The following is a 26,653-nucleotide window of genomic DNA, read 5'->3' as shown; positions in this document are numbered from 1 at the left end:
CTATGGTTTTAAAGAAAGCAGCGACGGCACAAGTGCCGTCGCTGCTTAATATATGCGATACCTATTTAAACAATTATTAATTTAACCAGAAAAGATTTTATCTACGATAAAATTAAACATCAATTCTTTATTGAAAATCTTTGATTTTCTTGCGCCTTAAAGATTTGAGACTAATAGAAATCTTGCGTCTTTGCATTTTCCAACAAGAATATTTTTGTTTTAAAAAACTTTAAAAATCTTTATTAACTTTAACTACAGCAGCTCAATCTTTTGTCCTTTTTTGTGGTTCAAATAAAGAGCTTAAACAAGTTTAAACTTAATGATTACCCTTTTGCTTTTTCGTCTGTGAAAAGTTCTACACAATCTCTTTTTTCAATAAGCTGCATCGGATATTGTTCCGGATTATAAACTCCGTTCAAAACTTCATTCAGAGCGTGTTTTTTGTTTTCTCCAAAGGTAACAATCAGAATATTTTCTGCGTTGTTGATGACGGGAGCTGTAAGAGTGATTCTGAACATTTCCTGAGGTTTCAGGTAATACGCATCCACCCACTTTTCTTTTTCCCAAAGCACTTTTTCTCCCGGAAACAGTGATGCTGTATGTCCGTCGTCTCCCATTCCCAACAGAATAAAATCAAAACGTCCGTCATTTCCCAGAACATTTCTGATCTGATTTTCATATTCCGCAGCAAATTCTTCTGCAGAAACTCCGTCTTTATACATCGGGAAAATGTGATCTTTAGTTACGGAAACATGATCGAGAAGGGTATCGAATGTCATTTTAGCATTGCTTTTCTCGTCATTCAGCGGAACCCATCTTTCGTCTACCCAGAAAAAAAAGACTTTGCTCCACTCTATTTTATCTGCATATTCCTCGGAAGCCAAAAGTTTAAAGATAGCTTTCGGAGAAGAACCTCCGCTTAGTGCCACTACAAAACGACCGTGATTTTTAATGGACTTTTCAGCCAAATCTACAAATCGATCTGCGGATTTTTTATATAATGTATCTAAATCGTTAAATACGGTAATCTTCATTTTTACTTTTCTTTATTAAATTTTAAACCCAGTGATGCCCCTGTCTTTCTACCAGAGCCGTACTTTCTTCCGGACCCCAGCTTCCGGCTTCATAATTCGGGAAAGAAGTATCTTTTTCATTTGCCCACGCTTCCTGAATGGTTTTCACCACATCCCATGCTTCTTCTACCTGATCGGAACGCATAAAGAGTGTTAAATCTCCTAAAAGAGCATCCAGCAATAAGGTTTCGTACGCTTCCGGAGTGTCTTCCTGACAGGCAAAATTATCAAAAATCATTTCCACAGGTTTTAAAACCAGAGAAAGTCCCGGCTTTTTTGCCATAAACTGCAGTCTGATATCCATTAAAGGCTGAATATTGATAATCAGTCTATTGGCAGACAAATGCTGTAAACTTTCTGAAAACGTAGAATGCGGAAGCGGCTTAAACTGAATGGTGATGTAAGAATGTTTTTCTTTCATCTTTTTCCCTGTCCTTACGTAGAAAGGAACATCCTGCCATCTTTCGTTATCCAGATAAAATTTTACGGCGGCAAAAGTTTCTGTGTTAGAATCCGGTGCAATTCCTTCTTCCTGTCTGTAACCTTTTGCTTTTTCGCCATTTACCGTTCCTTTTCCGTACTGTCCTCTCACGGCATAATGGTCTACTTTTTCCGCAGGAATTCTTCGGATAGATTTTAAGACATCTACTTTACGATCCCTGATCTCTCCGGATTCCAGTGAAGCAGGCGGTTCCATTGCCACCATACAGAGAATCTGCAAAAGATGATTCTGAACCATATCTCTGAGCGCACCGGTCTGCTCGTAGAAGCTTCCTCTGGTTTCCACTCCTACTTCCTCCGCTACCGTAATCTGTACAGATTCAATATGTTTACGATCCCATAAAGGTTCAAAAATAGCATTTCCGAATCTGAAGGCAAGAATATTCTGTACAGTTTCTTTTCCAAGATAATGATCGATTCTGTAGATCTGCTCTTCTTCAAAAGCATCTGCCAAAAGGCTGTTCAGTTCAATCGCAGACTGTTTATCGTGTCCGAAAGGTTTTTCGATAATAATACGGTCTTTTTTAGGATCTGAAGCCAGCGATGCATTTTTGATATGATTGGAAATAGTAGCGACAAAATTAGGACCTATTGAAAGGTAAAAAAGTCTGTTTCCTCTTGTTCCGTAGACTTTATCAAAACTTTCCAGCTTCTGATTAAGATTTTTATAGGAATTTTCTTCATCAAGCTGATGCTGAAAATAGGTGATATGTGCCTGAAATCCCGCCCAGTCTTCTGAAGTTACTTTTTTTCTGGAAAAGCTGTTCAGGTTTTCTCTGATGTAATTTTTGAAATATTCGTCAGAATTATCTGCTCTTCCCAAAGCAATGATATTGAAGCCTTTCGGCATTCTTCCATCAATATAAAGATTGTAAAAAGCAGGAAAAAGTTTTCTTTTTGCTAAATCTCCTGTTGCGCCAAAAATGATAATTGTTGTTGGCTGCAAAACTTTATTTTCGCTCATTTCTTAATTTTAATGATTAAAACTTTCCCAGTTGGTATGAAAAACTCCCTCTCTGTCGGTTCTCTGGTAAGTGTGCGCTCCGAAATAATCCCTCTGCGCCTGAATCAGGTTCACCGGAAGAGATTCTGTAGTATAGGCATCAAAATATCCTAAAGCCGTCTGAAGTCCTAAGCTTGAAATACCGTTTGAAACTGCAAAAGCTGCTGTTTTTCTCAATGAAGAAACCTTTTCTTTAACGATAGCTGCGATATTTTCATCAAGCAGAATATTAGAAAGCTGAGGATTTTTTGTATAAGCAGTGTAGAATTTCTCCAGTAAAACCGAACGGATAATGCATCCTCCTCTCCAGATTTTTACCACATCTTTCAGAGGAATTTCAAACTGATATTCTTCAGAAGCCTTTACGAGTAAAGCCAGACCTTGTGCATAGCTGATTAGTGTAGACAAATACAGAGCCTCTCCCACTTCTTTAATGAAAATTTCTTTGTTCTCTGGAGTTACAACTTCACTGTGAGAATACAGTTGAGAAGCTTTTATTCTTTCGTCTTTATAAGCTGATAAAATTCTGGAAGTTACTGCAATATCAATCGTCGGAATTGAAACGCCGATTTCCATTGCCTGTTCGGAAGTCCATTTTCCGGTTCCTTTAGCACCTGCTTTATCTAAAATCTGATCAACAAGATAACCATCGGTTAAAGAATCTTTCTGCTGGAAAATGTCTCTTGTAATTTCGATCAGGAAAGAATTCATCTCTCCGTTATTCCATTCTTTAAACACTTCATAAAGCTCATCATTTGTAAGCTTTGCTCCTTTTCTCAGTAAATCATACGCTTCGCTGATGAGCTGCATAATGGCATATTCAATCCCGTTGTGAACCATTTTTACATAATTTCCGGCAGAACCTTTTCCCATATAGGCTGTACACGCATCGCCATCTACTTTGGCTGCAATGGCTTCGAGCATCGGCTGTAAAAGTCCAAAAGCTTCCTGATCTCCGCCCGGCATAATACTTGGTCCCGTTCTCGCTCCTTTTTCACCTCCCGAAACTCCCATTCCCATAAAATGAAGTTTTTTGGAAGCCAGATCTGCCACACGTCGGTCGGTATCTTTGAAATAAGAATTTCCGGCATCTATTACGATATCTCCTTCACTTAGAATCGGTTTAAGATTTTCTAATACCGCATCTACCGGTTTTCCGGCAGGAACCATCAGAATAATTTTTCGCGGTGTTTCCAGCTGCGATACAAAATCTTCCAGAGAAGGTATTCCTTTGATATTCATACCGGAAGTTTTCTGTTCTTCCAAATCTTTTATTTTTTCATGATCAAGATCAAATCCTGCAATAGAAAATCCGTGATCGGCGATGTTGTACAGGAGATTTCTCCCCATAACTCCCAGTCCGATCATACCATAACTGTATTTTTCCATTATGATGATGTATTAGTGAATGTTTAAACGTTTAAAGCTTTAAAATTAAGCATTATGAAAGTGATACCGAAATATGATTCATAAAAATTTTCTATCTGATGTTTAAGGTGAATTTTAAAACTTGCTTAAAAATATCATCCTCAATTGTTTATCCTGTTCGATAAAAAACCGGCAACACATATCTGCGTTGCCAATTCTCAAAAAATAATCGGATATATTTGAAATCAAGAAATTTTTCCTGCCAGTCTTCTCACCATTCCTTTAAAAATAATCCCGTGAAACGGCAAAACAGAATACCAATATAATCTTCCGGTTAATCCATGAGGTCGAAAAACCGCTTTTTGCCAAAGTTTACCCTTGTAGACTTTAAACATTAACCACGCTTCTCCGGGAAGCTTCATTTCAGCGAAGAGAATGAGTTTTCCTTCTTCTTTGTTGGCATATAGAACACGCCAGAAATCCAGTGCATCGCCTTCATGAAGTTTATCGGGATGCGTTCTGCCGCGTCTCAATCCCGGTCCGCCAACCAATAAATCCATAAAACCACGGATCTTCCAGAGACTTTGACCGTACCATCCGTTTGCGCCACCCAAAGAAAAAACTCTGTAGAGACATTTTTCACGGTCATCATATTCTTCAGTTCTTAAATCTACAAAGCAGCCGTACTTTGGTACATCGAGATAATCTTTCAGGGTGGAATCGCTTCTGCTGCTGATAAAACTGTCCTTCCAGCTTGAGGCAATTTCGTTGTCCTGAATTTTAGCCAGCGTTCTTCTTAAAGCCGTATCATAAGAAAAAGGCTGAACTCCGGTAATATGTTTAATTTCCGCAAGGCTTTCCGGTCTGCAGATGACTTCAATCTTCATGCTTCCGACCAATGCAGAAGCTAAATTATAAGATGTTGAAGTAATAAAATAGAGCCAGTATGAAGACAATTTCGGAGTCATTACAGGAACGGTAAAAATCTTTCTTTTCAGTCCTCTGATTTTAGCAAACTCCAAAAGCATTTCTTTGTAGGTCAAAACATTATCACAGCCAATGTCAAAATTTCTGTGATACGCCTGTTCTTTAAATAAAGTAAAGATTAGAAAATCCAGAACATTGGCAATTCCTATCGGCTGACATTTTGTGTGGAGCCATTTCGGAGCCACCATCACCGGTAATTTTTCCACCAGATCTCTGATGATTTCGAAAGATGCACTTCCTGAACCAATGATAATTCCCGCTCTTAAAACGGTTGCCGGAACTTTACATTTCATCAGGATTTTTTCAACTTCAAATCTTGAACTTAAATGTTGTGATAATTCTTTTTCATTTGCCAGACCCGAAAGATAAATGATGTGTTTGCAATCAGTTTTTTCAATATAATTTGAAAAATTAACGGCGCATTGTCTTTCAATTTCTGCATAATCGTTGCTGTTACTCATCGAATGCATAAGGTAATACGCTCCGGAAATATCCTTTGGAATATTTTCCAATGTTTCAGATTTCAGAAAATCCACTTCCACCACTTCAATCTGAGCGTCGTCTATGTCCACACTTTTGGAAAAACGGTTTTTATCTCTGCAGCAGCAGATTACCTGATAACCTTGTGCAGCGATTACGTTAATCATTCGTTTCCCGATGTATCCGGTGGCTCCGGTTAGCAGAATTTTTTTCATAAGATTGGTTTTGGTGAATGGAAATTATTTTCAGCGTAATGAGAAAATTATACCTTTTCTAAGAGATGTCCAAAATAATCTTTCTTTTTTGAAAGATAACTTTCGTTAACCTCGTTAGATTCTATTTCCAAAGGAACTCTATGATTCAGAATAATTCCACTGTTTTCCAGAGATTTAAGCTTATCCGGATTGTTCGTCAGCAGATTAATTTCTTTCACATTCAGAATCTTAAGCATTTCAACTGCCACATCAAAATTTCTTCCGTCTGCGGGCAAACCCAGCTTTAAATTGGCTTCCACCGTATCAAAACCTTTTTCCTGAAGCGCATATGCTCTTAACTTATTGATGATTCCGATATTACGACCTTCCTGTCGAAGATAAATAATCATTCCTCCGTTTTCCGACATATATTTCATTGCAGCGTCTAATTGCTGTCCGCATTCACATTTTTTAGAATGAAAAATCTCACCTGTGATGCATTCCGAGTGAAAACGGACATTCACCGTTTTGCTGAAATCTGTATTTTCTGCCACCCAAACCAAGTGCGGATTCCAGTCTTCTTCGTGTTCTGAGAACGCATAAACAGTAAACATTCCAAAATCTGTAGGTATATTCGATTGTGCCTGTATTGTCAACATAATTCAAAAATTAAATGGTCTATATAGTACAAATTTATACTTTATTTTAATTAAATGTAAATTTATTTACTAAATTTGTCAATAAATAAATTCTATTATGCAAGAACAAGCCAATATCACGCAGGAAAAATTATTTGAATTATACGGAGATTATCTTTTGAATCACGGAGAAAAACCGAAAAACGTTTACCTTTTTGCGAAAGAAAATAATTTTGAGGAGAAAGAGTTTTATCATTATTTCTCAGGATTCGAGCAGATTGAAAAAGAAATATTGAATCATCTTTTCACGAAATCTCTGGAACTCGCTTCGGAAGTGAATTCTTCGAGCGAAGTGACAACCAAAGAAAAACTCCTGAATGTATATTATATTTTCTTTGAAAATATGACGATGAACCGTTCTTTAGTTTTATCTATTTTAGGAAGCAATAAAATCCAGAACATTAAAACCCTTCAGAATCTTAGGGAAACCCACAAACAATTTGTCAATACGCTCAACTTCAACGAATGGGAAATGATTGAAAAAGCGAAGGAAGACATCCGAAAATTCAACGAAAAATCAAGACAGGAAGCACTTTGGCTCCATTTGATTTCCGCCATTGATTTCTGGAAAAAAGACACTTCTCCCGATTTTGAAAAAACCGATATTTTCATCGAAAAAACCATTGACACCGGTTTTGAATTAATGGATAATGAACCGTTAAGAAAAGTTTTCGACCTTGGAAAGTTTCTTTGGAAGGAAAAGTTTAAAATGAGTTGATGAATGGCTTTTGGCTTCAAATAAAGCTATTTTTTATTTGGGCAGCTATTTCCGCCCTCCACTCCCGCTTTTTTGCAAACCAATGACTTTGATTCCTCAGCCATTAATTTACAAAAAGAGCTACGTTCAGGTCGGGCTGCGAGATTTACCGACTCAAGAATTAAAAATAAAAAAATGAAGCACTTCGGCTGCGAAAAATGAAAGAAAATAGATAGAAGGATGTTACGCTCCGTAGGTGCGGAATCTGTGTAGAAATTACGAATAATTGTGTTGAAGAGAACTCCGTAGGAGTTCAATCTGAAAATTCAAAGATGAATTAAAAATAGCACTCCTACGGAGTGCTCCAAAATGGGAAATATATCCTTTTTCTACACAGATAAAGCTCCTAAAGGAGCTTAAGAAATGAATAGTTATGCTGAGCTTGTCGAAGCACCGTTGCGAACTTAAAACAGTTAGCAATTAAAAAAATCATTGCGACATTGCGTTAAAAACATTTGACAAACAAAATTTAAAAATGAAAACATTAGATAAAATTCCTACAGGAAAATTAGAACGGACAAGCAGCCTGCTTAAAGCAGGAGCAAAAGTCGGTGTCAATTACCTGAAATATTACGGAAATAAAATCACGAAAGATGAAGATGAAGCCCGCAAAATCCTGAATGAGGATAATGCAACAGACATCTACGACTCACTAAAAGAATTAAAAGGTTCCGCGCTGAAAGTTGCCCAAATGCTGAGTATGGAAAAAAACATTCTTCCGGTGGAATATGTGGAGAAATTTTCGCTTTCACAGTTTTCGGTTCCGCCATTGTCGGGTGCTTTGGTGAAGAAAACATTCAGAAAATATTTCGGGAAAAATCCTGAAGATATTTTTGATGAATTTTCCGCCGAATCGGTTAATGCCGCGAGTATCGGACAGGTTCATACTGCAAAAAAAGACGGCAAGAAACTGGCGGTTAAAATCCAGTATCCCGGCGTAAGAGAAAGTATTTCGAGCGACCTTAAAATGGTAAAACCGATTGCGATGAAAATGTTCAACATCAAAAAGGAAGGTTCGGAATCTTATTTTCAGGAAGTGGAAGACAAACTATTTGAGGAAACAGATTATAATCTGGAACTGAAAAGAAGTCAACACTTTGCAGAAGAATGCAGTCATCTTCCGAATGTAAATTTTCCGCATTATTATCCGGAATTTTCGTGTGAGAAAATCATCACAATGGACTGGATGTCCGGAATTCATTTTTCGGAATTTACCAAAAAGCAGAATTCTCAGGAAGATTTGAACAAAATCGGACAGATGCTTTGGGACTTTTATATGTATCAGATGCATATCCTAAAAAAAGTTCATGCCGATCCGCACCCGGGAAATTTCCTGATTTCGGAAAACAAGGAATTATTGGTTATCGATTTTGGCTGTATCAAAGAGATTCCGGAAGATTTTTATATTCCTTATTTTGAACTGGCAAAAGAAGAAAATTTAAAAAACCCTGAGATTTTCCGTGAGAAATTATTTACGCTGGAAATTTTGCGTGAAGAAGATTCGCTACAGGAAAAGGAGTTTTTTGCCAAATTATTCTACGAATTGCTTGAATTGTTTACAAGACCATTTAATCAGGAAAAATTCGATTTTTCAGACGAATCATTCTTTCAGGAGATTGCCGATTTGGGACAAAAATATGCGAAAGCAAGTGATATGAAAGGAATGAACACCAACCGCGGTTCCCGACATTTTATTTACCTGAACCGTACGTTTTTCGGACTGTATAATATGATGCACGATCTGAAAGCGAAAGATGTAGCGATTAATAATTTTAAAAATTATTATAAGTGATATTTAACCACAAATCGAAGATTCGACGGAGCCAAAATTCACAAAAGATTTTGATGAATTTAAATTGTTCAAAGAACAAAAAAGGTTTGAAACGATTTTTTTTGGAATAAATGGATCATTAACAGGTCGCTCCTACGGAGCTCTCATCTTCTAAAAATAAAAATGTTAGCTATTAATAGTCAGCTCCTATCGGAGCATTATAAAATTCCGTAGGAATTGACTGTTAATAGAAAATAGAAAGCCGTAAAAAGGAAGCTCCGTAGGAGCGACCTGTTAATATTACAATTGTATTTGAATTAAAGTTTAATATAAAAATTATGCCTTCACAATTACCGTCCAAAATCTGTGAAGTCTGCGGACTGCCCTTCAACTGGCGCAAAAAGTGGAAGAAAAACTGGGACGAAGTAAAATATTGCAGCGAAAGATGCCGGAAAAACAAAAAATCAACATCCTCTGGTTCACCAAAGATTTGAGAACGAGAGATTCAGAATCCTTATACAAAGTGATGCAGGAAGATTTGCCGTTTCTTGCAATGTATGTTTTTGACTCTGAATTTTTTGCTCAAAAACAGTTCGGTTCAAGAAAAATCGGAAAATACCGTGCAAAATTTTTGCTGGAAAGTGTGGAAGATTTAAACCGAAATTTAGCGAAACAGAAGATTCCTTTTATAGTCAAATACGGCAAAACGGAAGACGTTTTTAAAGACATTTCCGAGGAATTTGAAATCGTGAAGATTTTCTGTCAGGAAGAATGGACAAAAGAGGAAACCGATCTTCAGACAAAAATCCGAAGTGTGGTTCCGGCTGCCGTTTGGGAAAAATCGTATTCTCAATTTCTTGTTCATCCGCTTTTTGTTTTTAAAACTTTGGATAAAATTCCGATGCTTTTTACCGCGTTCCGGCAGAAAATTGAAAAAAATCTGCTGATCCGCCCTGAATTTGAATCGGAAGATTTGATGTACGATAAACCGGAAATTCATTTTAAAAGTGATACCATTTCATTAAAATCGCTCGGTTTTGAAGATTTTGAAACAGATGAAAGAACAGCTTTTCCATTTTCAGGCGGAGAAAATGAAGCATTGAAAAGATTGCATCATTATTTCTCGGAAACGCAAAATCTGAGTCAATATAAACAAACCCGAAACGGTTTGGTGGGAACAGATTACAGTTCAAAGTTTTCCGCTTGGCTGTCAGATGGAAGTCTTTCTGCGGTAACCATTTACTACGAAATAAAAAAATATGAGGAGGAATTCGGAGCCAATGATTCAACGTATTGGTTGATTTTTGAATTGCTTTGGAGGGATTTTTTCAGATATGTTTCTTTACAGTATAAAGATTTGATTTTCTGGAAAAGCGGAATCAATCATCAAAAATATTTCGCGGAAAACAATAAAACATTGATTCAAAAATGGAAGGATGGAGAAACGGATTCCGATTTCGTGAATGCGAATATGCTTGAACTGAAAAATACAGGCTGGATGAGCAATCGCGGTCGTCAAAATGTGGCTTCCTACTTCTGCAAAATTCTGAAACAGGATTGGAGAATCGGAGCGGCGTATTTTGAAGAAATGCTGATTGATTATGATGTTCACAGCAATTATGGCAACTGGATGTATCTTGCCGGAGTCGGAAATGACAATCGTGACCGGACTTTTAACCCAGAAAAACAGGCAGAAATGTATGATTCTAACCAAGAATTCAGAAAATTATGGCTAAAGCAGTAAAACATACCGCCCAATTGATTTTTCCGCATCAGCTTTTCGAGGATACGGATTATCTGGATAAAAGTCAGCCTGTATTTTTGATAGAGGAATTCTTGTTTTTTAAACAGTATTCATTCCATCAACAGAAGATTGCGTTTCACCGTACGACAATGAAGTTTTATGAAAATGAACTAAAAAAGTCAGGTTTTGAAGTTGAATATATAGAAGGTTCATCCAAATATTCAGACATCCGAAATTTAATTCCGAAGCTTGAAAAAGAAAATTTTACAACAATAAAAACAACGGATGTTTGCGACAACTGGCTGGAAAAAAGATTAAAGGAAACGAAATTAGAACTCGAAATTTTAGATAGTCCGCTTTTCATCAACAGCAAAGAAGACCTGAAAGATTATTTTGAAGGTAAAAAAGCCTATCATCAGACTGATTTTTATAAGCAGCAGAGAATTACCCGAAATATCCTGATGAAAGCAGGAAAACCTTTGGGCGGAAAATGGACGTACGACACCGAAAACCGGAAAAAATATCCGAAAAATAAAAAAGCGCCCGCGATTCATTTTCCGAAAAACAATGAATTTTACGAGGAAGCAAAACAATACACCGAAAAGCATTTTGCGGGGAATTACGGAATTCTTACAGATGAACAGCTCTACCCGACTACTTTTAAGGAAGCGGAACAGTGGCTGGAACAGTTTCTCGAAAACCGTTTTCTCGAATTTGGCGTTTACGAGGACAGTATTGTTGAAAAAGAATATTTTCTGCATCACAGCGTGCTTTCTCCGTTAATGAATGTCGGACTTTTAACACCTGAAAATGTGCTGGAAAAAGCGATTTTATTTGCAAAAGACAACGGTATTCCGGTGAATTCTCTGGAAGGTTTTGTCCGCCAGATTCTGGGTTGGAGAGAATTTGTTCGCGGGGTTTATGTTTATCAGGGAACTTATCAGCGGAATAAAAATTACTGGAAACACAACAAAAAACTTCCGGAGTCTTTCTACACTGCCAAAACAGGAATCCGCCCGATTGACAGTTCGCTTCAGAAAATCCTGAAAACAGGTTATGCGCATCACATCGAACGACTGATGATTTTTGCCAATTTTATGAATCTTGTTCAGTTCGATCCGGATGAAGTCTATCAATGGTTTATGGAAATGTTCATCGATTCCTACGACTGGGTAATGGTTCCGAATGTGTATGGAATGAGCAGTTTTTCTGACGGCGGAAAGATGAGCACGAAACCGTACATCAGCGGAAGCAATTACATCAAAAAAATGAGCGATTATCCCGATGGAGAATGGGCGGAACAATGGGATGCATTATTTTGGAATTTCATCAATGACAACAAAGATTTTTTTGCTAAAAATCCAAGGTTGGGAATGATGCTGAGAACATTGGAGAAAATGCCGGAAGAAAAACGAAAACAGCATTTTAAAACAGCGAAGGAAGTTATGGGAAATTTGAAATGATTTTTTAACCACAAAAGACACAAAAGAATTGATTGGTAAAAAGTTTTCAAAAGAGCAAAAAAGATTCTATAAAAAGACTTTGCTGAGTGAAACGCCTTTGCGAACAAAAAATATTTTCAAAATTTTAAAGAAAAATCTTTGCGGACTTTGCGTTAAAAATCAAAAAAAATGAATAAAAACCTCAACATACAAGAAATCGACAGAATCATAGAAATGGCGTGGGAAGACAGAACGCCGTTTGAAGCGATACAATTTCAGTTCGGAATCAGTGAATCGGAAGTGATTGAACTGATGCGTTCGGAACTGAAGGAATCGAGCTTTAAGCTTTGGAGAAAAAGAGTGAATTCGGGAGTAAGCCAGAAACACCTGAAGAAAAGAAGTGAAAAAATCGATCGCTTTAAATGCAGCAGACAAAGAGTTATCAGCAATAATAAAATCTCAAAAAGGTAGTTGATTTAACCGCAAAAGGCACAAAAGAATTGTCTGAAGATAAGTTTTATCAAAGAGCAAAAAAGCTTTGTGAATAAAGACTTTAATAAGCTTAGTCCGACAATTCAGATTATTAAGTGAATAGTATTAGAGATGTCACAATGAGCTTGTCGAAGTGTCTCAAAATAAAAACCTTGTGAACCTCGTGTTCAAAAAAATAAAAATTATGAAAAATATCGTCATTATCGGTTGCGGAAAAGGAATTGGATTAGCAACAGCAAAAATCCTTTCAGAACAACACAAAATCATTGGAATTTCCAGAACGGAAAATCCTGAACTGAATCATCCGAATATTGAATTCCACACAATGGATATTCTTTCGGGAAATTTAGATGAAATCAGTTTTCCGGAAATTGTGGACGGATTGGTTTATGCGCCGGGAAGTATTAATCTGAAACCTTTTAACCGACTTTCTGTAGATGATTTTAAGAATGATTTTGAAATTAATGTTTTGGGAGCGGTAAAAATTATTCAGAAACTATTGCCGAATCTTAAAAAGTCGGAAAGTGCCTCTGTTGTGCTTTTCAGTTCCGTGGCGGCAAAACTGGGAATGACTTTTCACGCTTCGATTGCGGCGAGTAAAAATGCGGTGGAAGGTCTTACGAAAAGTCTGGCGGCAGAATTTTCGGCACAGAAAATCAGGGTGAATGCGATTGCACCTTCTTTAACGGACACGAATTTAGCATCACAGCTTTTGGCTACGCCTGAGAAAAGAGAAGCCTCTGCGAAAAGACATCCGTTACAAAGAGTGGGAACTGCGGAAGAAATCGCGGAAATGACGGCATTTTTAGTTTCAGATAAATCTTCGTGGATTACAGGACAGATTTTCGGAATCGATGGCGGAATGGGAAGTGTGAAACTTTAGTTGGAGAGTTTGAGGGTTTTTGAGTTTTGGAGTTATGACTTTATACATTGATACATCTCCAGACTATTAAATTGTTACATTATTAAAAATACTTAGATTAAATTTGCATTATGAATACCGACTTTTTCATTGATCTGCTTCATCAGGTTAAAGAATTTGAAAACTCCGATGCTTACAGACCTAACTCTACAGTCGAAGATTTCCGGTTGTGGCTGAATGATAAAAAATACAGAAAAGAGAGTCCGACCAAGCTTTTTAAAAATGAACAGCATCAGGTTTCGTTCACAGAGAATGAAATCTGCAAACAGGTTCTGCTTCTGGGACGATATTCTAAACAACTGATCCGAAAGGGTCTCAATGATTTCCCTGAACTTGCCAATGAAGAATTTACCTATCTCTACCGATTGAAAGATGAGCCGAATCTTACCAAAATTCAGCTTATTGAACGAAACGGGCACGAGAAACAGACAGGAACGCAGATCATCAAACGTCTTCTTGAATATGGCTTAATTGAAGAGAAAAACGACAGCGAAGACAAAAGAAGCAAACGCCTCAACATTACGGCGAAAGGGGAAGATTACTTCCACCGTTCTGTTGAAAAAGTGAACATGACCTCCAGAATTCTTGCCGGTAAACTGGAAAATAAGGAAAAAGCAGAACTTCTTGAGCTGCTGCGAAAACTGAATGACTTCCATTCTCATGTGTACTCTGAATACCGAAATGAAGATATTGTGAAAGTAATGGATCTGATAGCTTACAACAGAGATCAGAAATAGAGTTTGTTTAAGCTTTTTCAAATAAAATATTTCTGTTGGAAAAAGCAAAGACACAGGATTTTTTTATTGCTTAAAATCTTCAAGGTGCAAGAAATCAAAGATTTTTAACAAGGATTGATGATTACAGTTATTAAGTTGATACAAGTCTATAATCTTCAGATCTATATCAAAGGTTTCGTTTAAAACTTTCAAACAGCAAAAAGTCTGAAAGTTTTAAACGAACGGATAAAAACTGATGGCAGGTTATTTTTTATCAAGCCATGCGGACATGTATTCGCGGTTCATCCTTGCGATATTATCCAGCGAAATATTTTTAGGACATTCTACTTCACAGGCTCCGATTACGGAACAGTTTCCGAAGCCTTCCTCATCCATTGCCTTAACCATATTCAGAACCCTTCTTTTGGCTTCTGTTCTTCCCTGCGGGAGCAATGCAAAATGAGAAACCTTGGCTCCCACAAAAAGCATTGCAGCTCCGTTCGGACAGCACGCAACACAGGCACCACAACTTATACACGAAGCGGCATCCATTGCTTTGTCGGCATCTTCTTTAGGAACTGCAACTGCATTGGCATCAAGTGTATTTCCTAAAGTATTGACGGAAATAAATCCTCCTGCAGCCATAATCCGGTCGAAAGCGCTCCGGTCTGTAATCAGATCTTTAATCACGGGAAAGGCAATACTTCTCCAGGGTTCAATAACGATGGTTTCTCCGTCTTTAAACATTCTCATGTGAAGCTGACAGGTCGTAATTCCTGTATCGGGTCCATGCGCTCTTCCGTTAATGTACAGCGAACACATTCCGCAGATTCCTTCCCGACAGTCGTGGTCAAAGGCTACCGGTTCTTTATTTTCGCTAATCAGTTTTTCATTAAGAATATCCAGCATTTCTAAAAAAGAAGAGTCTGTGGAAATATCCGAAATTTTATAGATTTCAAATTTTCCTTTAACCTTTCTGTTTTTCTGTCTCCAGATTTTTAAAGTAAGATTCAGATTTTTTCTCAGCGTCATTATTTTTGATTTAGTAAAATTAAAATTAGGCGAAAAGCGATCTTTATTTTATGATGCTCATCATAATTCTTTAGATACAGAGAGAAAATTTTTCGGTATTAAAATTCTTAGACAAGAAAAGTAAAATTATGATCTCAGTCATATTGGTATAATTTTTTTACTTCTACATTTAATTCAGCTTACTTCAACAAATTCATTACATCTAAAACCTTATATATGCTTATATCAGAAGAACTTTTACTCGATTACGGTGCAGAAGAAGAAACTTTCGGGCGCCATCACACCATTTTTAATGAAGGAGATAAACCTCAATATTATTATCAGGTGGTGGAAGGAAGAATAAAGCTGAACCATTACAACGATGAGGGAAGGGAACTTATTCTTGCTATTCTGGACAGAGGACTGAGCGTTTGTGAACTTCTTTTGTTTATAGACCAGACCTATCCTGTAAATGCTGTAACTTTTGAAAAATGTACTATTCTGAAGCTTCCTAAAAAAAGATTTATAAAAATGCTGGACGACAATCCTGAAATTTCGAGGGATATCAATAAATTTTTATCGGAAAGGCTTTACTATAAATACATCATGCTGGAAAATAATTCTTCTCTCCGACCGGATACCCGGATTGTAGGCGTACTGGATTATCATAAAAGCTTTTATGAAGATCAGTCGAAATATTCTTATGAAGTCCCGTTTACCCGACAGCAAATTGCTGCTATAACCGCTTTAAGAGTGGAAACCGTCGTAAGAGCAGTGAAAAGGCTGGAAAAAGAAAAATATCTGAAAATCATCAACAGAAAAATTCATGTCTGAATTTTAGATACCACAGTTCGGTACTTTGGTTAAAAATGGTCTTATAGTTGCAGAAACCTCAGCAGCCAAACACTAAAATATTATATTATGGAAACGAAGACCGCAACTAAAAAAGCGCCTGCTAAAAAAACAACACCGGCTAAAACAGCAGCCAAATCCAATGCGAAAACCTCAACAAAGGCAACTGCCAAAACACCTGCAAAGAAAAATGCAGCAAAAGAACTCAAGGATCTTTTTGAAGATTCTCTGAAAGATATTTACTGGGCAGAAAAAGCCCTGCTGAAAGCATTGCCTGTGATGATGAAAAATGCAACTCACGAAAAGCTGAAAAAAGCAATAGAAAACCACATTATTGAAACTGAAGGGCATGTTGAAAGACTGGAGGAATGCTTCAAAGCTTTGGGTAAAAAAGCTCAGGCTAAAAAATGTGACGCTATGCAGGGTTTACTGGATGAGGGAAAAAGCATTATTGAAGAAACGGAACCGGGACCTGTAAGAGATGCCGGAATTATTGCCGCAGCACAGAAAGTGGAACATTACGAAATCGCAACCTACGGAACTCTGGCGGCATTTGCAAAAGTACTGGAAGAAAAAGACTGTATGAAGCATCTTCTAAGTACTCTGGAAGAAGAAAAGAAATGTGATGAACTGCTTACAAAAGTTGCAGATACCAATCTCAACAGCAAGGCATTATAAAAAAAACATTTTCATGATAAGAAAAGGAAACCAAAGCAGTTTCCTTTTTTTATTGATTTCCGGTAGATGTTCCTTTAAAAGTATTGGTACTGAAATCAAGAGTGCAGTTGTCTGTTAAAATATGAACTCTCAGATTTTCAGCATACACAGGAAATCCTTTTTGAACCACCGAAGTATTGGTTTTTCCGATTTCTCTTGCATTAATGATCCACGCCGATCCGGATCCGCGGCAGACTGCCTTGCAGCCTTCTTTAATAATCAGCGCGGTATCTTCTCCCAGACCAATTCCCCAACATTCCTGATGAAGAATAACGGCATGAGCCAGCCTCCCGAATCTCGCACGATGCACAAAGTGGGTATCAATAATGCAGTTTTCAATAAAACCCAGTCCGGAAACCAGTTCGATATCATGTTCCAGAATTGCTTCACCATTTACTGCTTCAAGAATGGCAGTTTTAGGCATACACATCGCTCCCGCACTTGTCCCTGCGATCATAAAATCTTCTTCTTCAAAGTATTTCTTTTTCAGGAGATCCGTTAAAACCGACTGCTGAAGAGTCTCAAAGATTCTGTTCTGATCTCCTCCCGTAAAGAAAACCGTCTTCGCCTCCTCTAACCTTTTCAGATGATAATCAGAATGTACCTGATCGTCGCAGATATCAAGAAAATCAAAATTTGTAAATCCTATCTCATCGAAAGTTTTAGTATAGGTATCGCGCATTCCTTCCGGCTCTGTGCTTGCAGCGGTAATAACTTCAATGCGGTCATCTTTGGATTTCACCAATAGTTTAAGAATCTCATTGGGCGAAAAATTATTATTCTTTTTCTCTATTTCAGGCTCGTTTCCGTCTTTGTCTTCTTTACCGCCTATAATTAATAATCGTCCTTTTGGAATCATAGTTCAGGTCTTTTAATTAAATAATGATATTTCTGTTTGTAAAATTTAAATTATAATCGAATATCTGTTCATTCATGATTTTCCCATTGTGCAGATTAAGAACAGATCCCGGAATCAGAATATGTCCTTTAAGATTTTTCATATACACGGAAGCTCCTTTTTTCAGTCTTCTTTTTTTAACGTTTTTAGCGTTAACAACCATTACGGAGCCATTACCGATGCATGAAATCCTGTAGCCTTTTTCAATAATCAGGATCATTTGCTTTCCAATTCCGAAACCTAAACATTCCTGATGTTGTATAACCGCTTTCACCAGATTTCTGAAGCGCAAACCGTGCGCAAACTGATTATCTATAATACAGTTGCTGATAAAGTTCAGACCTTCTTCTCCAAAAGAGGGGCTTACGGTAATTCTGGGGATAAACATTGCAATATCATCGGTTCCTGCCAGTGTAAAATCTTCTTCCGTACAGTATTTTTGGTATACAATTTCTGAAAGGGATGACTTTTTAAAGTTTTCACAAAGTTCCGTTTTGTTTCCGGTGAGAAAAACTGCTTTCGCAGAAGAAAGCTTTAACAGATGCTCATGTTGATAATTTTCAGGATCAATAAATAAAATATCTGCAAATCCATGATCTGAAAGTAATTCAGAAATTTTTTCTTTCGGTTCCAAATCCTGTGAAAATATAATCACTGCAATTTCCTCATCTTTTTGACCGTACAATAACTTTAATACTTCTCTGATCGGGAAAAACTCTTCAGTATCATGAACTTCTTTCTGAACTTTCCCGCCGGCAATGATGAGTCTGCCTTTCGGATGGGCGAATGTTCCCTTATTCATTATCCGTTTTCACATGGGTTCTGTCTTTCGCGGTATTTGCCGTATTTGCCGTATCTGAAACTTCATTCAGTGTCTGAATAGTATCCGAAGCTTTATCATTTACCGTTTCTTTCTTATTGTTCTGATCTGTATACTGCGTTTCGGATTTTGTGCACGACGACAAAATGCATAACATAAAGATAAGTGATGCTAAATTTTTCATATTAATCTGGATTTGATTATCAAACTTAAGGATCGGAAAACGAAAAAATTATGATGCAGGTCACAATAAGTCTCATTAAACTTTTTATTTAACCATACGCCAAAGGTTTTGTTTGCCATTGGTGACTTTTGCTTATTCTGAAAATCAGATTTACAGAGATTTAATTGTTTTTACGCCGAGCTTACGTTAATTAAAAAAGCTTCCCGAATCGGGAAGCCTGTTTAGAATAAGTGCAAAAATGATAAAGTATGCTTATTCAAAGATAATAAGGACTTCCTGTGATATTTTATGATCTCTCTCATAATTGATGATTTAAATTGAAGAAAACTCACAATATTTCCCATAAATGTGGTATTTTTTATTGTAAATATTTCCTGTTATGGTTTGCTATTTGTAATTATTTAAGAAATAATAAAGCTTAAATATTCATTTTTTTAACATTAAAATTCAATATATGATAATTAGTGAAGATTTATTGTTAGCATATGGTGCAATCTATGAGATGTACAATGTAAACGAAACCGTTTTTCATGAAGGAAATTTGCCCAAATATTATTTTCAGATAGACAGCGGCACCGTGGAACTGAATAATTACCATGAAGACGGAAAAGAGTTTACCCAGAATATATTATCGGATGGACAGAGTCTGGGAGAATCTTTTTTATTTGATGATAAAGTTTATCCCACCAATGCGACTGCGAAAACAGCCTGCAGGATTTTTAAACTTCCCAAGAATGATTTTTTCAGCCTTCTGAATCAGAATCCTGAAGTTTCCGCAAAAATGTTCAAATGTCTTGCAGACAGACTGTATGATAAGTACATCATGCTTTTTAATATTTCTTCGCCGGATCCATCGTACAAAATAAAAACCGTTATGGAAAGCCTGAAAGGTGAATCGGGAGATAAATATTCTTTTCAGGTTCCTCTTACGAGACAACAGCTTGCCAATTTAACGGGACTTCGTGTGGAAACGGTGATCAGAACGATTAAAAAAATGCATGACAACCATCAGTTAAGAATTGAAAACCGAAAAATATTTTATTAATTTTTACATCTTTCAGAGTATTCACAATTACTATTGATTAAATAATGAAAATAGAGCCTGAAATTCAGGCTCTATTTTTGGGTTACAACAGCAGAATCGGATTCTGTATAGTGCTTATTTAAAATTTTATTTTCGGCATTGGTTTCTGTGTTTTCTTTGGGATCGTCCTGATCCGGATCGCATCTGCAGGACAGGGAAACAAAACCGCAAAAAATTCCCAATAGTATGGTGGCAATTGATTTCATAAAAGTTTCAGTTTAATTGTTTTTATTTTCGCTTGAAGGTTTTTGCATTTCCGACATTCTGTGAGCCGCCATTTGATCTGTTGTTATATTCGTCATGGCAACAGAGGGTTTATTTTTCAATCCTGAAATTACTTTGTCTTCTCCTTTCATTAAAGCATTAAACCCATCCATTGCTACGTCTTCGGGTGAGGCAAGATTATCGGGATCATCCAGAATTTTACTTTCGTTCATATCTGCTTTGTTGAAAAAATCTGTGTCAGTAGGTCCCGGCAAAAGTGCTGTTACGGTAATCCCCGAATCTTTCAGCTCTTCTCTTATGGCTTCAGACCAAGATAAAACAAAGGCTTTTGTACCGTGATATACAGAATGCCAAGGTCCGGGAGCTTTACTCGCGATGGAAGCAAGATTCAAAATTCTTCCTGAACCTTTCTGTAAACGGTCTTTTAAGAATAATTTGGTTAAAATAATTACGGAGACAATATTCAGATTGATGATGTCTACTTCACGGTGAATATCGGTTTCCTGAAATTTTCCGTACACTCCCTGTCCTGCGTCATTTACAAGAATTTCAGGGCTTATTCCGTTCAGCTTCAGTTCAGAATACAAAGAATACGCATCTTCCTGATTAAAAAGGTTTTTAGCTATGGTGATTACATTTACTCCAAAGCTTTTCAGTTCTGCGGCTTTCTTTTTCAGCTCGTCATAATTTCGGGCAACAATTACGAGATCGTAGCCGTTTTTAGCGAAAATTTTTGCCAGTTCGTAACCGATTCCGCTGGTTGCGCCGGTTATTAAGGCATATTGGTTTTTCATATTCATTTTAAGTGATTTAAAGATTGATGATTTTAATTATTTCCATGGATCAAGAACCACTTTTACACAGCCATCTTCTTTTTTATCGAAAATTTCGTAGCCTTTGGCAACTTCGGTAAGAGACAGACGGTGCGTAATGATATCATCGAGAACAACCCGACCGCTCTGAACATGATCCATAAGATCATCAATAATCGCATGAACGTTACACTGTCCTGCCTTTATTGTAATTCCTTTATCGAAAATCTGTCCTAATTTGAAATTATCGTAGTTCACGGGATAAACTCCCAAAACAGAAACAATTCCACCTCTTCTTACGGCACTCATACAAGCTTCAAGCACTTTAACAGAACCTTTTTCAAGGTTTAAAACCGCTTTGGCTCTGTCCAGTAAATTTCTGTCGGGCTCAAATCCTACTGCATCAATGCAGACATCCGCACCCCGTCCTTCTGTCATATCTCTAATCTGCCGGATGACATCTTTTGCGTCTTCCCAGAGAATTGTATCGCAGCCTGTAATGTTTTTAATCTGATTTAAACGGTATTGCTGGGTATCTATAACGATCACTTTTCTGGCATTGTGCAGGATGGCACTTTTTGCAGACATGGAGCCTACAGGACCTGCGCCGAAAATCGCCACCGTTTCTCCTCCTTTCAGTTCTCCCCAAAGTACTCCGGTGTAACCTGTAGGAAAAATATCCGTAAGGAATAAAACCTGTTCATCGCTTAGGTTTTCAGGAACTTTTCTCGGTCCCACATGAGCGTAAGGAACTCTCACGTACTGCACCTGTCCGCCGTCGTACCCTCCGTAAAGATCTGAGTATCCGAAAAGCGCTCCTCCTTTTTCCGTAACAATTCCTCCTTCCGGACCGTAATGTTCGGGATTGCTGTGTTCGCAGGCGGTGGGAAGATCGTGCTGACAAAAAAAACAGCTTCCACAGGAGATAGGAAACGGAACGACCACTCTGTCTCCTACTCTTAAACTGGTAATGTTTTTTCCGACTTCTTCTACAATCCCCATAAACTCGTGCCCCATAACCATGGGTCTTGCCTGAGGAATTCCTCCCGAATACATATGAAGATCGCTTCCGCAGATCGCTGTGGAAGTTACTCTTAAAATAATGTCGTTCTGGTCTTTGATAATAGGATCATCCACTGTATCGCAGGTGATATTTCCCGGCGAATGAATAACTGCTGCTTTCATATTTTACTATTTTAGGTTTGGTGTGTAATTAATCTGAAGGAATTTTAAATCCTTTCATTCCCAAATATACCTTGTATCCGGTGCTGCAGTTTATGACCTGTGTCATAACATTATTCCCTGAAAAGCATTACTAAATAATACTTGCTCATTATCAGTAATTTAACCTAAAACAAATGGCATGATCGTAGTTTATCGAATCATGATATGGCTGTAAAATAGTGATCTTTTCTTTACTTGTAATATAATTTATCAAACTTGTGTGAAATTAACAAATGATAATTCGGGTCATTTAGATTTTACTTTCCTTTGTTATATAAAGATACACAATAAGGAAAATTTGATTAACCTATTAAAACCCAAATGAAATAGAGATCTTATTTCGAGAAAGACAGATATTGAATTTTATCTGTCTTTTATTTGTCTTACCTCTGAAGAGATTCCGGTGTGCTTTATTTTTCGGATCTTCTCTGAATTCTTTTTTTTATCCTGCTTAACGATACGGGAGTAATTCCTAAAAGTGAGGAGATGTATTTTGCCGGAACCCGACTGATAATTTCCGGATATTCTTTAGAAAATTTAATGTACCGTTCTTCAGCAGTGAAAAAGATGAAATCTTCCTGCCGTATGATATATTCTGCGATTAAATTCATCATAAAATCGAAAGCTACAGACAGCATCCTTTCATTGGAATAAACGTAAGACTGAAGTTCGGAGAGCTCAAACCGGTAGAAAATGCAGTCTTCCAGACATTCGAAGTACAATCTGCTTTCCAGATTACGGATCAAAGCATAATAATCTCCGAAATGGTCTCCTTCGAGTCTTATGAAAATGGTTTTTTCAAGCTCATTTTTGCCTGAAACATAATACGTCCGTACAATACCTTTTTTAATAAAGTAAAAGTATTGGCAAACATCTCCCGGCTCTATGAAGATAGCACCGGCGGTATAGGTTTCAACGGCTATTTTTCCCGGATAATGATAGACATCATCGTAAGAAATACTTTTTATTTTGTCCGCCATAGCTTCTGCTATTTCCTTTTTATCGTGCATTGATCATAATTTTACGGTAACACTTTGTTTTGAGGGACGAATAAAAAATGGGTAATAAATTCATGGAATCATTAAACGATGATTTTTTTTTGCAGTGCCCGATTTTTATCGGGAATTCCGAAATTAAGCTGATTCAGAAATTCCATATCTTTGTAAAACAGATTCTTTTTTTTCATGATAATTCCTCTAACTTTTTTCTTTTCAAGGCATTTCTTTTCTAAAAGATCTGCATAAAATCTATGGCAATCAGTGGTTTTTATCTTTTGTATTTTTTTATTCATTGATGAAGAGTAGTTGTAGAAATTCTGTAATCTTCCGTTATTTGTTTCACTGAACACAGTAAAAATAATTTGCCTCTGTGTATTTCTTTAAGAGAACCCATAAAGCAAATAGGAATTTCTGAGATTCTAAAAGTGTGTTAACAGTTGTCTGAAGTTCTCCTGTGCGCAAGAGAAAACAGGGTAGAATACAAATCATCAAGCCCGAAAGGCTTACCAATAAAGAAGTCTGCACCCGCTTCGAATGCTTCCTTTCTTTTGAGGCTGTCTATCGAAACCGCTATAACGGGTAGTTTTTTAAGCGTCTGCTGTTCACGGATTTTTCTGATAATCCCGAATCCCGACAATGAGTTCAGCATATCTACAATAACAATATCCGGAGCGAATTGCTCTATCTGTTTTACAGCATCTTTATTTTTATCCTGAGACTGAACCACGTAGTTTTCCTGCTCAAGTATATCCTGCAACACTTTAAAAGTTGCATAATTATCATCGAAAATCATAATTTTATTCTTATTCATCGTGTTCGGAAATAAAACAATTCAATTTTATATTTTATAGCAAATAATAAAGTGAAACTGAAAAAAAATAGTTTTTTAAACGTTATATTTCTCACAGCAAAGAAAAAATATTATTTCGGGAAGAAAATTAACTTATGTTAATTCCAATCAGATAAATTCTTTGGATGAAATCAGTTTTTAGGATAAAGCCTTCTTTTTATTCTGCTCAACGATGCGGGAGCCACTCCCAAAAGAGAGGCAATATGCTTTTCTGGTATGCGCTTCATAATTTCAGGATTTTCTTTTGCGTATTTAAGGTATCTTTCTTCGGGGTTTAAAAAAATAAAATCTTCGTTACGGGAAAGATGCTCTCCCAGTAAAAACAGGGTATAATGTAAACTGAACTTCATCAACCCTGAATTTTGCCGAAGGTATTCCTTTACATCATCAAAATTAAACTTATAAAGGATACAGTCTTCTTCGCATCCATAATAAAGTCTTGCCGAAGAATTTAATATTAATGAGCAGTAATCGCCAAAAAAATAGTTTTCCATCCTTATGTATACCGTTTTTTCCATATTTTTTTCATCACTAAAGTAATATGCTCTCACCACTCCTTTTTTAATGAAATATAAAGACTTCACCTTATCTCCGGGATAAATTAATAAGCTTCCGTTTTTATGATATTCTATTTTTACTCTGCCTTTATAATTCAGAATATCAGTATCCTGCATACCCGGAATTATCTTTCCCAATGTTTCCGCAATATTGTCTAAAGTACCCATGGCATTTAAAAAATTTCTTCTTTGAATATAACAATATTTAGCGTTTTATTTTAATAATTATTCAAAATATTATCGTTTAATTAGAGAGAAATGCATAATTAAATACATAATCCTGTGAAATTAAATATTATACAAAATTTATTTAACCAAAAAAAACAGCCCTTCCGGACTGTTCCATATAATTTTTAAGATGATGTTATTTACCGGCGCGGGAAACTCTCCAGACAATCCCTCCTACATCATCTGCCACCAAAAGAGAACCATCTGCGATCTGAAGGACTCCGACAGGTCTTCCGTACACATCACCTTTTGCTTCGTCTGCTATAAATCCTGTAAGAAAAGGCTGATAAGAAGCTGCCGGTTTACCATTGGCAAAAGGAACAAATGCAACCTGATATCCTACTAAAGAAGATCTGTTCCAAGATCCGTGCTGTCCGATAAATGCTCCGTTTTTGTATTTTTCGGGAAACTGCGAACCTGTATAAAATGTTAAACCTAAAGAGGCAGTATGACTTCCCAAAGAAACGTCCGGAACAATTGTTTTCTGTACAAGATCCGATCTTTCTCCTTTTCTTCTCGGATCTTCATTTTTACCGAAATAGGAATATGGCCAGCCATAAAAAGCATTCTGTTTTACACTGGTAAGATAATCCGGAACTAAGTCATCGCCTAATTCATCTCTTTCATTTACTACAGTCCAGAGTTCTCCGGTTACGGGATTCCAGCTCATTCCGACAGGGTTTCTGAGACCAGCTGCATAGATGTTCTCCCCGCTTCCGTCGGGATTTACTTCCAAGATATTCGCTCTTCTCACCTCTTTATCCATCCCGTTTTCTCCTACATTACTTCCCGAACCTACGGAAATATAGATTTTAGATTGATCCTTATTGGCGATCAGGTTTCTCGTCCAGTGATTGTTATATCCACCCGCAGGAAGATTTACAATCTTTTTCCCCGGTTTTGTAATCTTCGTATCTCCCAATTTGTAAGGATAAACCCATAAACCATCGGTATTTGCCACATAAAACTGATCTTTAATAATCAACATTCCGTAAGGCTGATTAAGATTGGCTAAAAATACGCTGGAAGATTCAGGAATTCCGTCTTTATTGGCATCACGATAGAGAATGATTCTGTTGGCAGATTTTCCTCCTACTTCAGCATCACTTTTTCCACTAATGTCATTTTTAATTTTCTCCGAAACAGTACGTTCAGAATTGGATAAAACCACAAAAACATCTCCGTTTTCAGCCTGAATCATATTTCTGGGGCTTTTAATGTTTTCTGCAAATCTGGTTACGGTAAATCCTTCCGGAGCCACAGGCATTTTTCCTTTTGCCCAGCCCAGAACATTGCTGAATTTTGTTTTACTGTTTTTTTCATCCGGTGCAGGAAGCTTCAGAGTATCTGTTTTGGTGACTGCAGTATCGCTTCCTGTTTTATCATTTTTATTCTCTTTACAGCTCAACATCAGTAAAGCTAACACTGGTAGAATGTAGTTTTTCATATATTATAAGTTGTGATTTTGTTTCTGAGAGATTACAAAAAGTATTCCTTTAAGAAAAAGGCTATTATTCGTGAATATCATTAAGAGGTATTATTTAAATGAAGTAAAAATCAGATATAAATTACAATGATTTTAATATTTATTTAAGATTGGCTTTGTTTTTGCCACGAAACGGATATGAAGACAATTTTTATCGTTGAAGATGAGACAGGCATCAGAGATGCATTACAGCTACTCCTGTCATTTGAGAATTATGATGTACGCTCTTTTGCCACTGCGGAAGCGTTTAATAACAGAGACCACTCTGTAATTCCTGATATTTTTATCATGGACGTAAAATTACCGGACGGTCTGGGTACGGATCTGTGCAACCAGATTAAAGAAGATCCTGCAACAGCTCAAATTCCTGTCATGATTATCAGCGCTCATGCAAAAGCAGCCCATGTGGTAAATTCCTGCAAAGCAGATGTTTTCATCCCTAAACCTTTTGACATTGATGATGTGATCGTAAAAATTGAAAATCTGGTAAAAGAACCTAATCTTCAGTAATTATCACCCACAATCCATACAAGATCCTCCCATTCGATTTGGAGGATTT

General features: G+C 36.9%; 29 protein-coding genes. 12 read left to right on the top strand and 17 right to left on the bottom strand.

The annotated features are described in order from the left end of the window. Positions 1-323: 323 nt before the first annotated feature. The 5 genes from pgl to ribA form a co-directional block, all read right to left on the bottom strand. Positions 324-1,034 carry a 6-phosphogluconolactonase gene (gene pgl / locus AC52CF_RS08045; protein ID WP_214590058.1) on the bottom strand — a complete coding sequence of 237 codons (711 nt, stop codon included), beginning with the start codon at positions 1,032-1,034 and terminating at the stop codon, positions 324-326. Between the two features lie 22 nt (positions 1,035-1,056). Beyond that, entirely contained in the window at positions 1,057-2,538 is a 1,482-nt protein-coding gene (gene zwf, locus AC52CF_RS08040) for a glucose-6-phosphate dehydrogenase (RefSeq protein ID WP_214590059.1), read from the bottom strand. Between the two features lie 9 nt (positions 2,539-2,547). After that, positions 2,548-3,966 carry an NADP-dependent phosphogluconate dehydrogenase gene (gene gnd, locus AC52CF_RS08035; protein ID WP_214590060.1) on the bottom strand — a complete coding sequence of 473 codons (1,419 nt, stop codon included), beginning with the start codon at positions 3,964-3,966 and terminating at the stop codon, positions 2,548-2,550. 224 nt (positions 3,967-4,190) lie between these two features. Continuing rightward, positions 4,191-5,627: an SDR family oxidoreductase gene (locus AC52CF_RS08030; protein WP_214590061.1), complete on the bottom strand. Its 1,437-nt coding sequence runs from the start codon at positions 5,625-5,627 to the stop codon at positions 4,191-4,193. Positions 5,628-5,674: 47 nt separating this feature from the next. Next, complete coding sequence (gene ribA / locus AC52CF_RS08025) at positions 5,675-6,265, bottom strand: GTP cyclohydrolase II (RefSeq protein WP_087710699.1); 591 nt, start codon at positions 6,263-6,265, stop codon at positions 5,675-5,677. 97 nt (positions 6,266-6,362) lie between these two features. On the opposite strand from ribA, the gene AC52CF_RS08020 reads away from it, so the two are divergent. From AC52CF_RS08020 to AC52CF_RS07985, 8 genes are all read left to right on the top strand, one after another. Next, positions 6,363-7,022 (top strand): TetR family transcriptional regulator C-terminal domain-containing protein, encoded by a 660-nt coding sequence (locus AC52CF_RS08020; RefSeq protein ID WP_496518040.1) that lies wholly within the window; start codon positions 6,363-6,365, stop codon positions 7,020-7,022. A 514-nt stretch (positions 7,023-7,536) separates the two neighbouring features. After that, complete coding sequence (locus tag AC52CF_RS08015) at positions 7,537-8,853, top strand: ABC1 kinase family protein (protein WP_214590063.1); 1,317 nt, start codon at positions 7,537-7,539, stop codon at positions 8,851-8,853. Between the two features lie 317 nt (positions 8,854-9,170). After that, entirely contained in the window at positions 9,171-9,326 is a 156-nt protein-coding gene (locus AC52CF_RS08010; protein ID WP_143883645.1) for a DUF2256 domain-containing protein, read from the top strand. Further along, positions 9,278-10,576, top strand: a complete 1,299-nt coding sequence (locus tag AC52CF_RS08005; RefSeq protein WP_214590064.1) for a DASH family cryptochrome — start codon at positions 9,278-9,280, stop codon at positions 10,574-10,576. The genes AC52CF_RS08010 and AC52CF_RS08005 overlap by 49 nt, the downstream gene beginning before the upstream one ends. Further along, a complete protein-coding gene (locus AC52CF_RS08000) occupies positions 10,561-12,039 on the top strand; it encodes a cryptochrome/photolyase family protein (RefSeq protein WP_214590065.1) in 1,479 nt (492 codons plus the stop codon). The genes AC52CF_RS08005 and AC52CF_RS08000 overlap by 16 nt, the downstream gene beginning before the upstream one ends. A gap of 168 nt (positions 12,040-12,207) precedes the next feature. Further along, a complete protein-coding gene (locus AC52CF_RS07995; RefSeq protein ID WP_214590066.1) occupies positions 12,208-12,489 on the top strand; it encodes a TIGR03643 family protein in 282 nt (93 codons plus the stop codon). 205 nt (positions 12,490-12,694) lie between these two features. Beyond that, on the top strand, positions 12,695-13,393 hold the full coding sequence (locus AC52CF_RS07990; protein ID WP_214590067.1) for an SDR family NAD(P)-dependent oxidoreductase: 699 nt from the start codon (positions 12,695-12,697) through the stop codon (positions 13,391-13,393). A gap of 110 nt (positions 13,394-13,503) precedes the next feature. Beyond that, on the top strand, positions 13,504-14,169 hold the full coding sequence (locus AC52CF_RS07985; protein WP_496518039.1) for a MarR family winged helix-turn-helix transcriptional regulator: 666 nt from the start codon (positions 13,504-13,506) through the stop codon (positions 14,167-14,169). Between the two features lie 243 nt (positions 14,170-14,412). Here the strand turns inward: AC52CF_RS07985 and AC52CF_RS07980 are convergent, their stop codons facing one another. Next, positions 14,413-15,180 carry a succinate dehydrogenase/fumarate reductase iron-sulfur subunit gene (locus tag AC52CF_RS07980; RefSeq protein WP_336734324.1) on the bottom strand — a complete coding sequence of 256 codons (768 nt, stop codon included), beginning with the start codon at positions 15,178-15,180 and terminating at the stop codon, positions 14,413-14,415. A gap of 216 nt (positions 15,181-15,396) precedes the next feature. On the opposite strand from AC52CF_RS07980, the gene AC52CF_RS07975 reads away from it, so the two are divergent. Together AC52CF_RS07975 and AC52CF_RS07970 are read left to right on the top strand one after the other, a co-directional pair. Beyond that, positions 15,397-15,993 carry a Crp/Fnr family transcriptional regulator gene (locus AC52CF_RS07975; protein ID WP_214590070.1) on the top strand — a complete coding sequence of 199 codons (597 nt, stop codon included), beginning with the start codon at positions 15,397-15,399 and terminating at the stop codon, positions 15,991-15,993. Between the two features lie 87 nt (positions 15,994-16,080). Next, entirely contained in the window at positions 16,081-16,689 is a 609-nt protein-coding gene (locus AC52CF_RS07970) for a YciE/YciF ferroxidase family protein (RefSeq protein ID WP_496518038.1), read from the top strand. Between the two features lie 49 nt (positions 16,690-16,738). Here the strand turns inward: AC52CF_RS07970 and AC52CF_RS07965 are convergent, their stop codons facing one another. From AC52CF_RS07965 to AC52CF_RS07955, 3 genes are read right to left on the bottom strand one after another with little or no spacing between them, the layout of a single operon-like run. Continuing rightward, positions 16,739-17,587, bottom strand: a complete 849-nt coding sequence (locus tag AC52CF_RS07965) for a cyanophycinase (RefSeq protein WP_496518037.1) — start codon at positions 17,585-17,587, stop codon at positions 16,739-16,741. 16 nt (positions 17,588-17,603) lie between these two features. Continuing rightward, on the bottom strand, positions 17,604-18,428 hold the full coding sequence (locus AC52CF_RS07960) for a hypothetical protein (protein ID WP_375181160.1): 825 nt from the start codon (positions 18,426-18,428) through the stop codon (positions 17,604-17,606). Beyond that, a complete protein-coding gene (locus AC52CF_RS07955) occupies positions 18,421-18,630 on the bottom strand; it encodes a hypothetical protein (protein ID WP_496518036.1) in 210 nt (69 codons plus the stop codon). Before AC52CF_RS07955 ends, AC52CF_RS07960 begins: the two co-directional genes overlap by 8 nt. A gap of 454 nt (positions 18,631-19,084) precedes the next feature. Here AC52CF_RS07955 and AC52CF_RS07950 point away from each other — a divergent pair, with 454 nt between their 5' ends. Further along, a complete protein-coding gene (locus AC52CF_RS07950) occupies positions 19,085-19,675 on the top strand; it encodes a Crp/Fnr family transcriptional regulator (protein WP_496518035.1) in 591 nt (196 codons plus the stop codon). A gap of 71 nt (positions 19,676-19,746) precedes the next feature. Here AC52CF_RS07950 and AC52CF_RS07945 read toward each other — a convergent pair whose 3' ends face one another. From AC52CF_RS07945 to AC52CF_RS07910, 8 genes are all read right to left on the bottom strand, one after another. Then, the gene (locus AC52CF_RS07945) at positions 19,747-19,920 is read right to left on the bottom strand and encodes a hypothetical protein (protein ID WP_290266238.1); all 174 of its coding nucleotides are present in this window, start codon (positions 19,918-19,920) and stop codon (positions 19,747-19,749) included. A 12-nt stretch (positions 19,921-19,932) separates the two neighbouring features. After that, on the bottom strand, positions 19,933-20,739 hold the full coding sequence (locus tag AC52CF_RS07940) for an SDR family NAD(P)-dependent oxidoreductase (protein WP_375191167.1): 807 nt from the start codon (positions 20,737-20,739) through the stop codon (positions 19,933-19,935). A 30-nt stretch (positions 20,740-20,769) separates the two neighbouring features. Beyond that, positions 20,770-21,936: a zinc-dependent alcohol dehydrogenase gene (locus AC52CF_RS07935; protein ID WP_496518034.1), complete on the bottom strand. Its 1,167-nt coding sequence runs from the start codon at positions 21,934-21,936 to the stop codon at positions 20,770-20,772. Positions 21,937-22,385: 449 nt separating this feature from the next. After that, complete coding sequence (locus AC52CF_RS07930; RefSeq protein WP_214590080.1) at positions 22,386-22,985, bottom strand: Crp/Fnr family transcriptional regulator; 600 nt, start codon at positions 22,983-22,985, stop codon at positions 22,386-22,388. Positions 22,986-23,056: 71 nt separating this feature from the next. Continuing rightward, positions 23,057-23,323, bottom strand: a complete 267-nt coding sequence (locus tag AC52CF_RS07925) for a hypothetical protein (RefSeq protein ID WP_375182276.1) — start codon at positions 23,321-23,323, stop codon at positions 23,057-23,059. A gap of 80 nt (positions 23,324-23,403) precedes the next feature. Further along, positions 23,404-23,784, bottom strand: coding sequence for a response regulator (locus tag AC52CF_RS07920; protein ID WP_496518033.1), 381 nt, complete (start codon positions 23,782-23,784; stop codon positions 23,404-23,406). Positions 23,785-23,954: 170 nt separating this feature from the next. Then, entirely contained in the window at positions 23,955-24,548 is a 594-nt protein-coding gene (locus AC52CF_RS07915; protein WP_496518032.1) for a Crp/Fnr family transcriptional regulator, read from the bottom strand. Between the two features lie 196 nt (positions 24,549-24,744). Beyond that, the gene (locus AC52CF_RS07910; RefSeq protein ID WP_290266234.1) at positions 24,745-26,055 is read right to left on the bottom strand and encodes a PQQ-dependent sugar dehydrogenase; all 1,311 of its coding nucleotides are present in this window, start codon (positions 26,053-26,055) and stop codon (positions 24,745-24,747) included. Between the two features lie 177 nt (positions 26,056-26,232). Here AC52CF_RS07910 and AC52CF_RS07905 point away from each other — a divergent pair, with 177 nt between their 5' ends. Continuing rightward, on the top strand, positions 26,233-26,604 hold the full coding sequence (locus AC52CF_RS07905) for a response regulator (protein ID WP_214590085.1): 372 nt from the start codon (positions 26,233-26,235) through the stop codon (positions 26,602-26,604). Positions 26,605-26,653 lie beyond the last annotated feature (49 nt).

This window comes from Chryseobacterium sp. 2P (assembly GCF_059579425.1).
The sequence above is the reverse complement of the archived record's forward strand: the minus strand, read 5'-3'. Positions and strand labels throughout refer to the sequence as shown.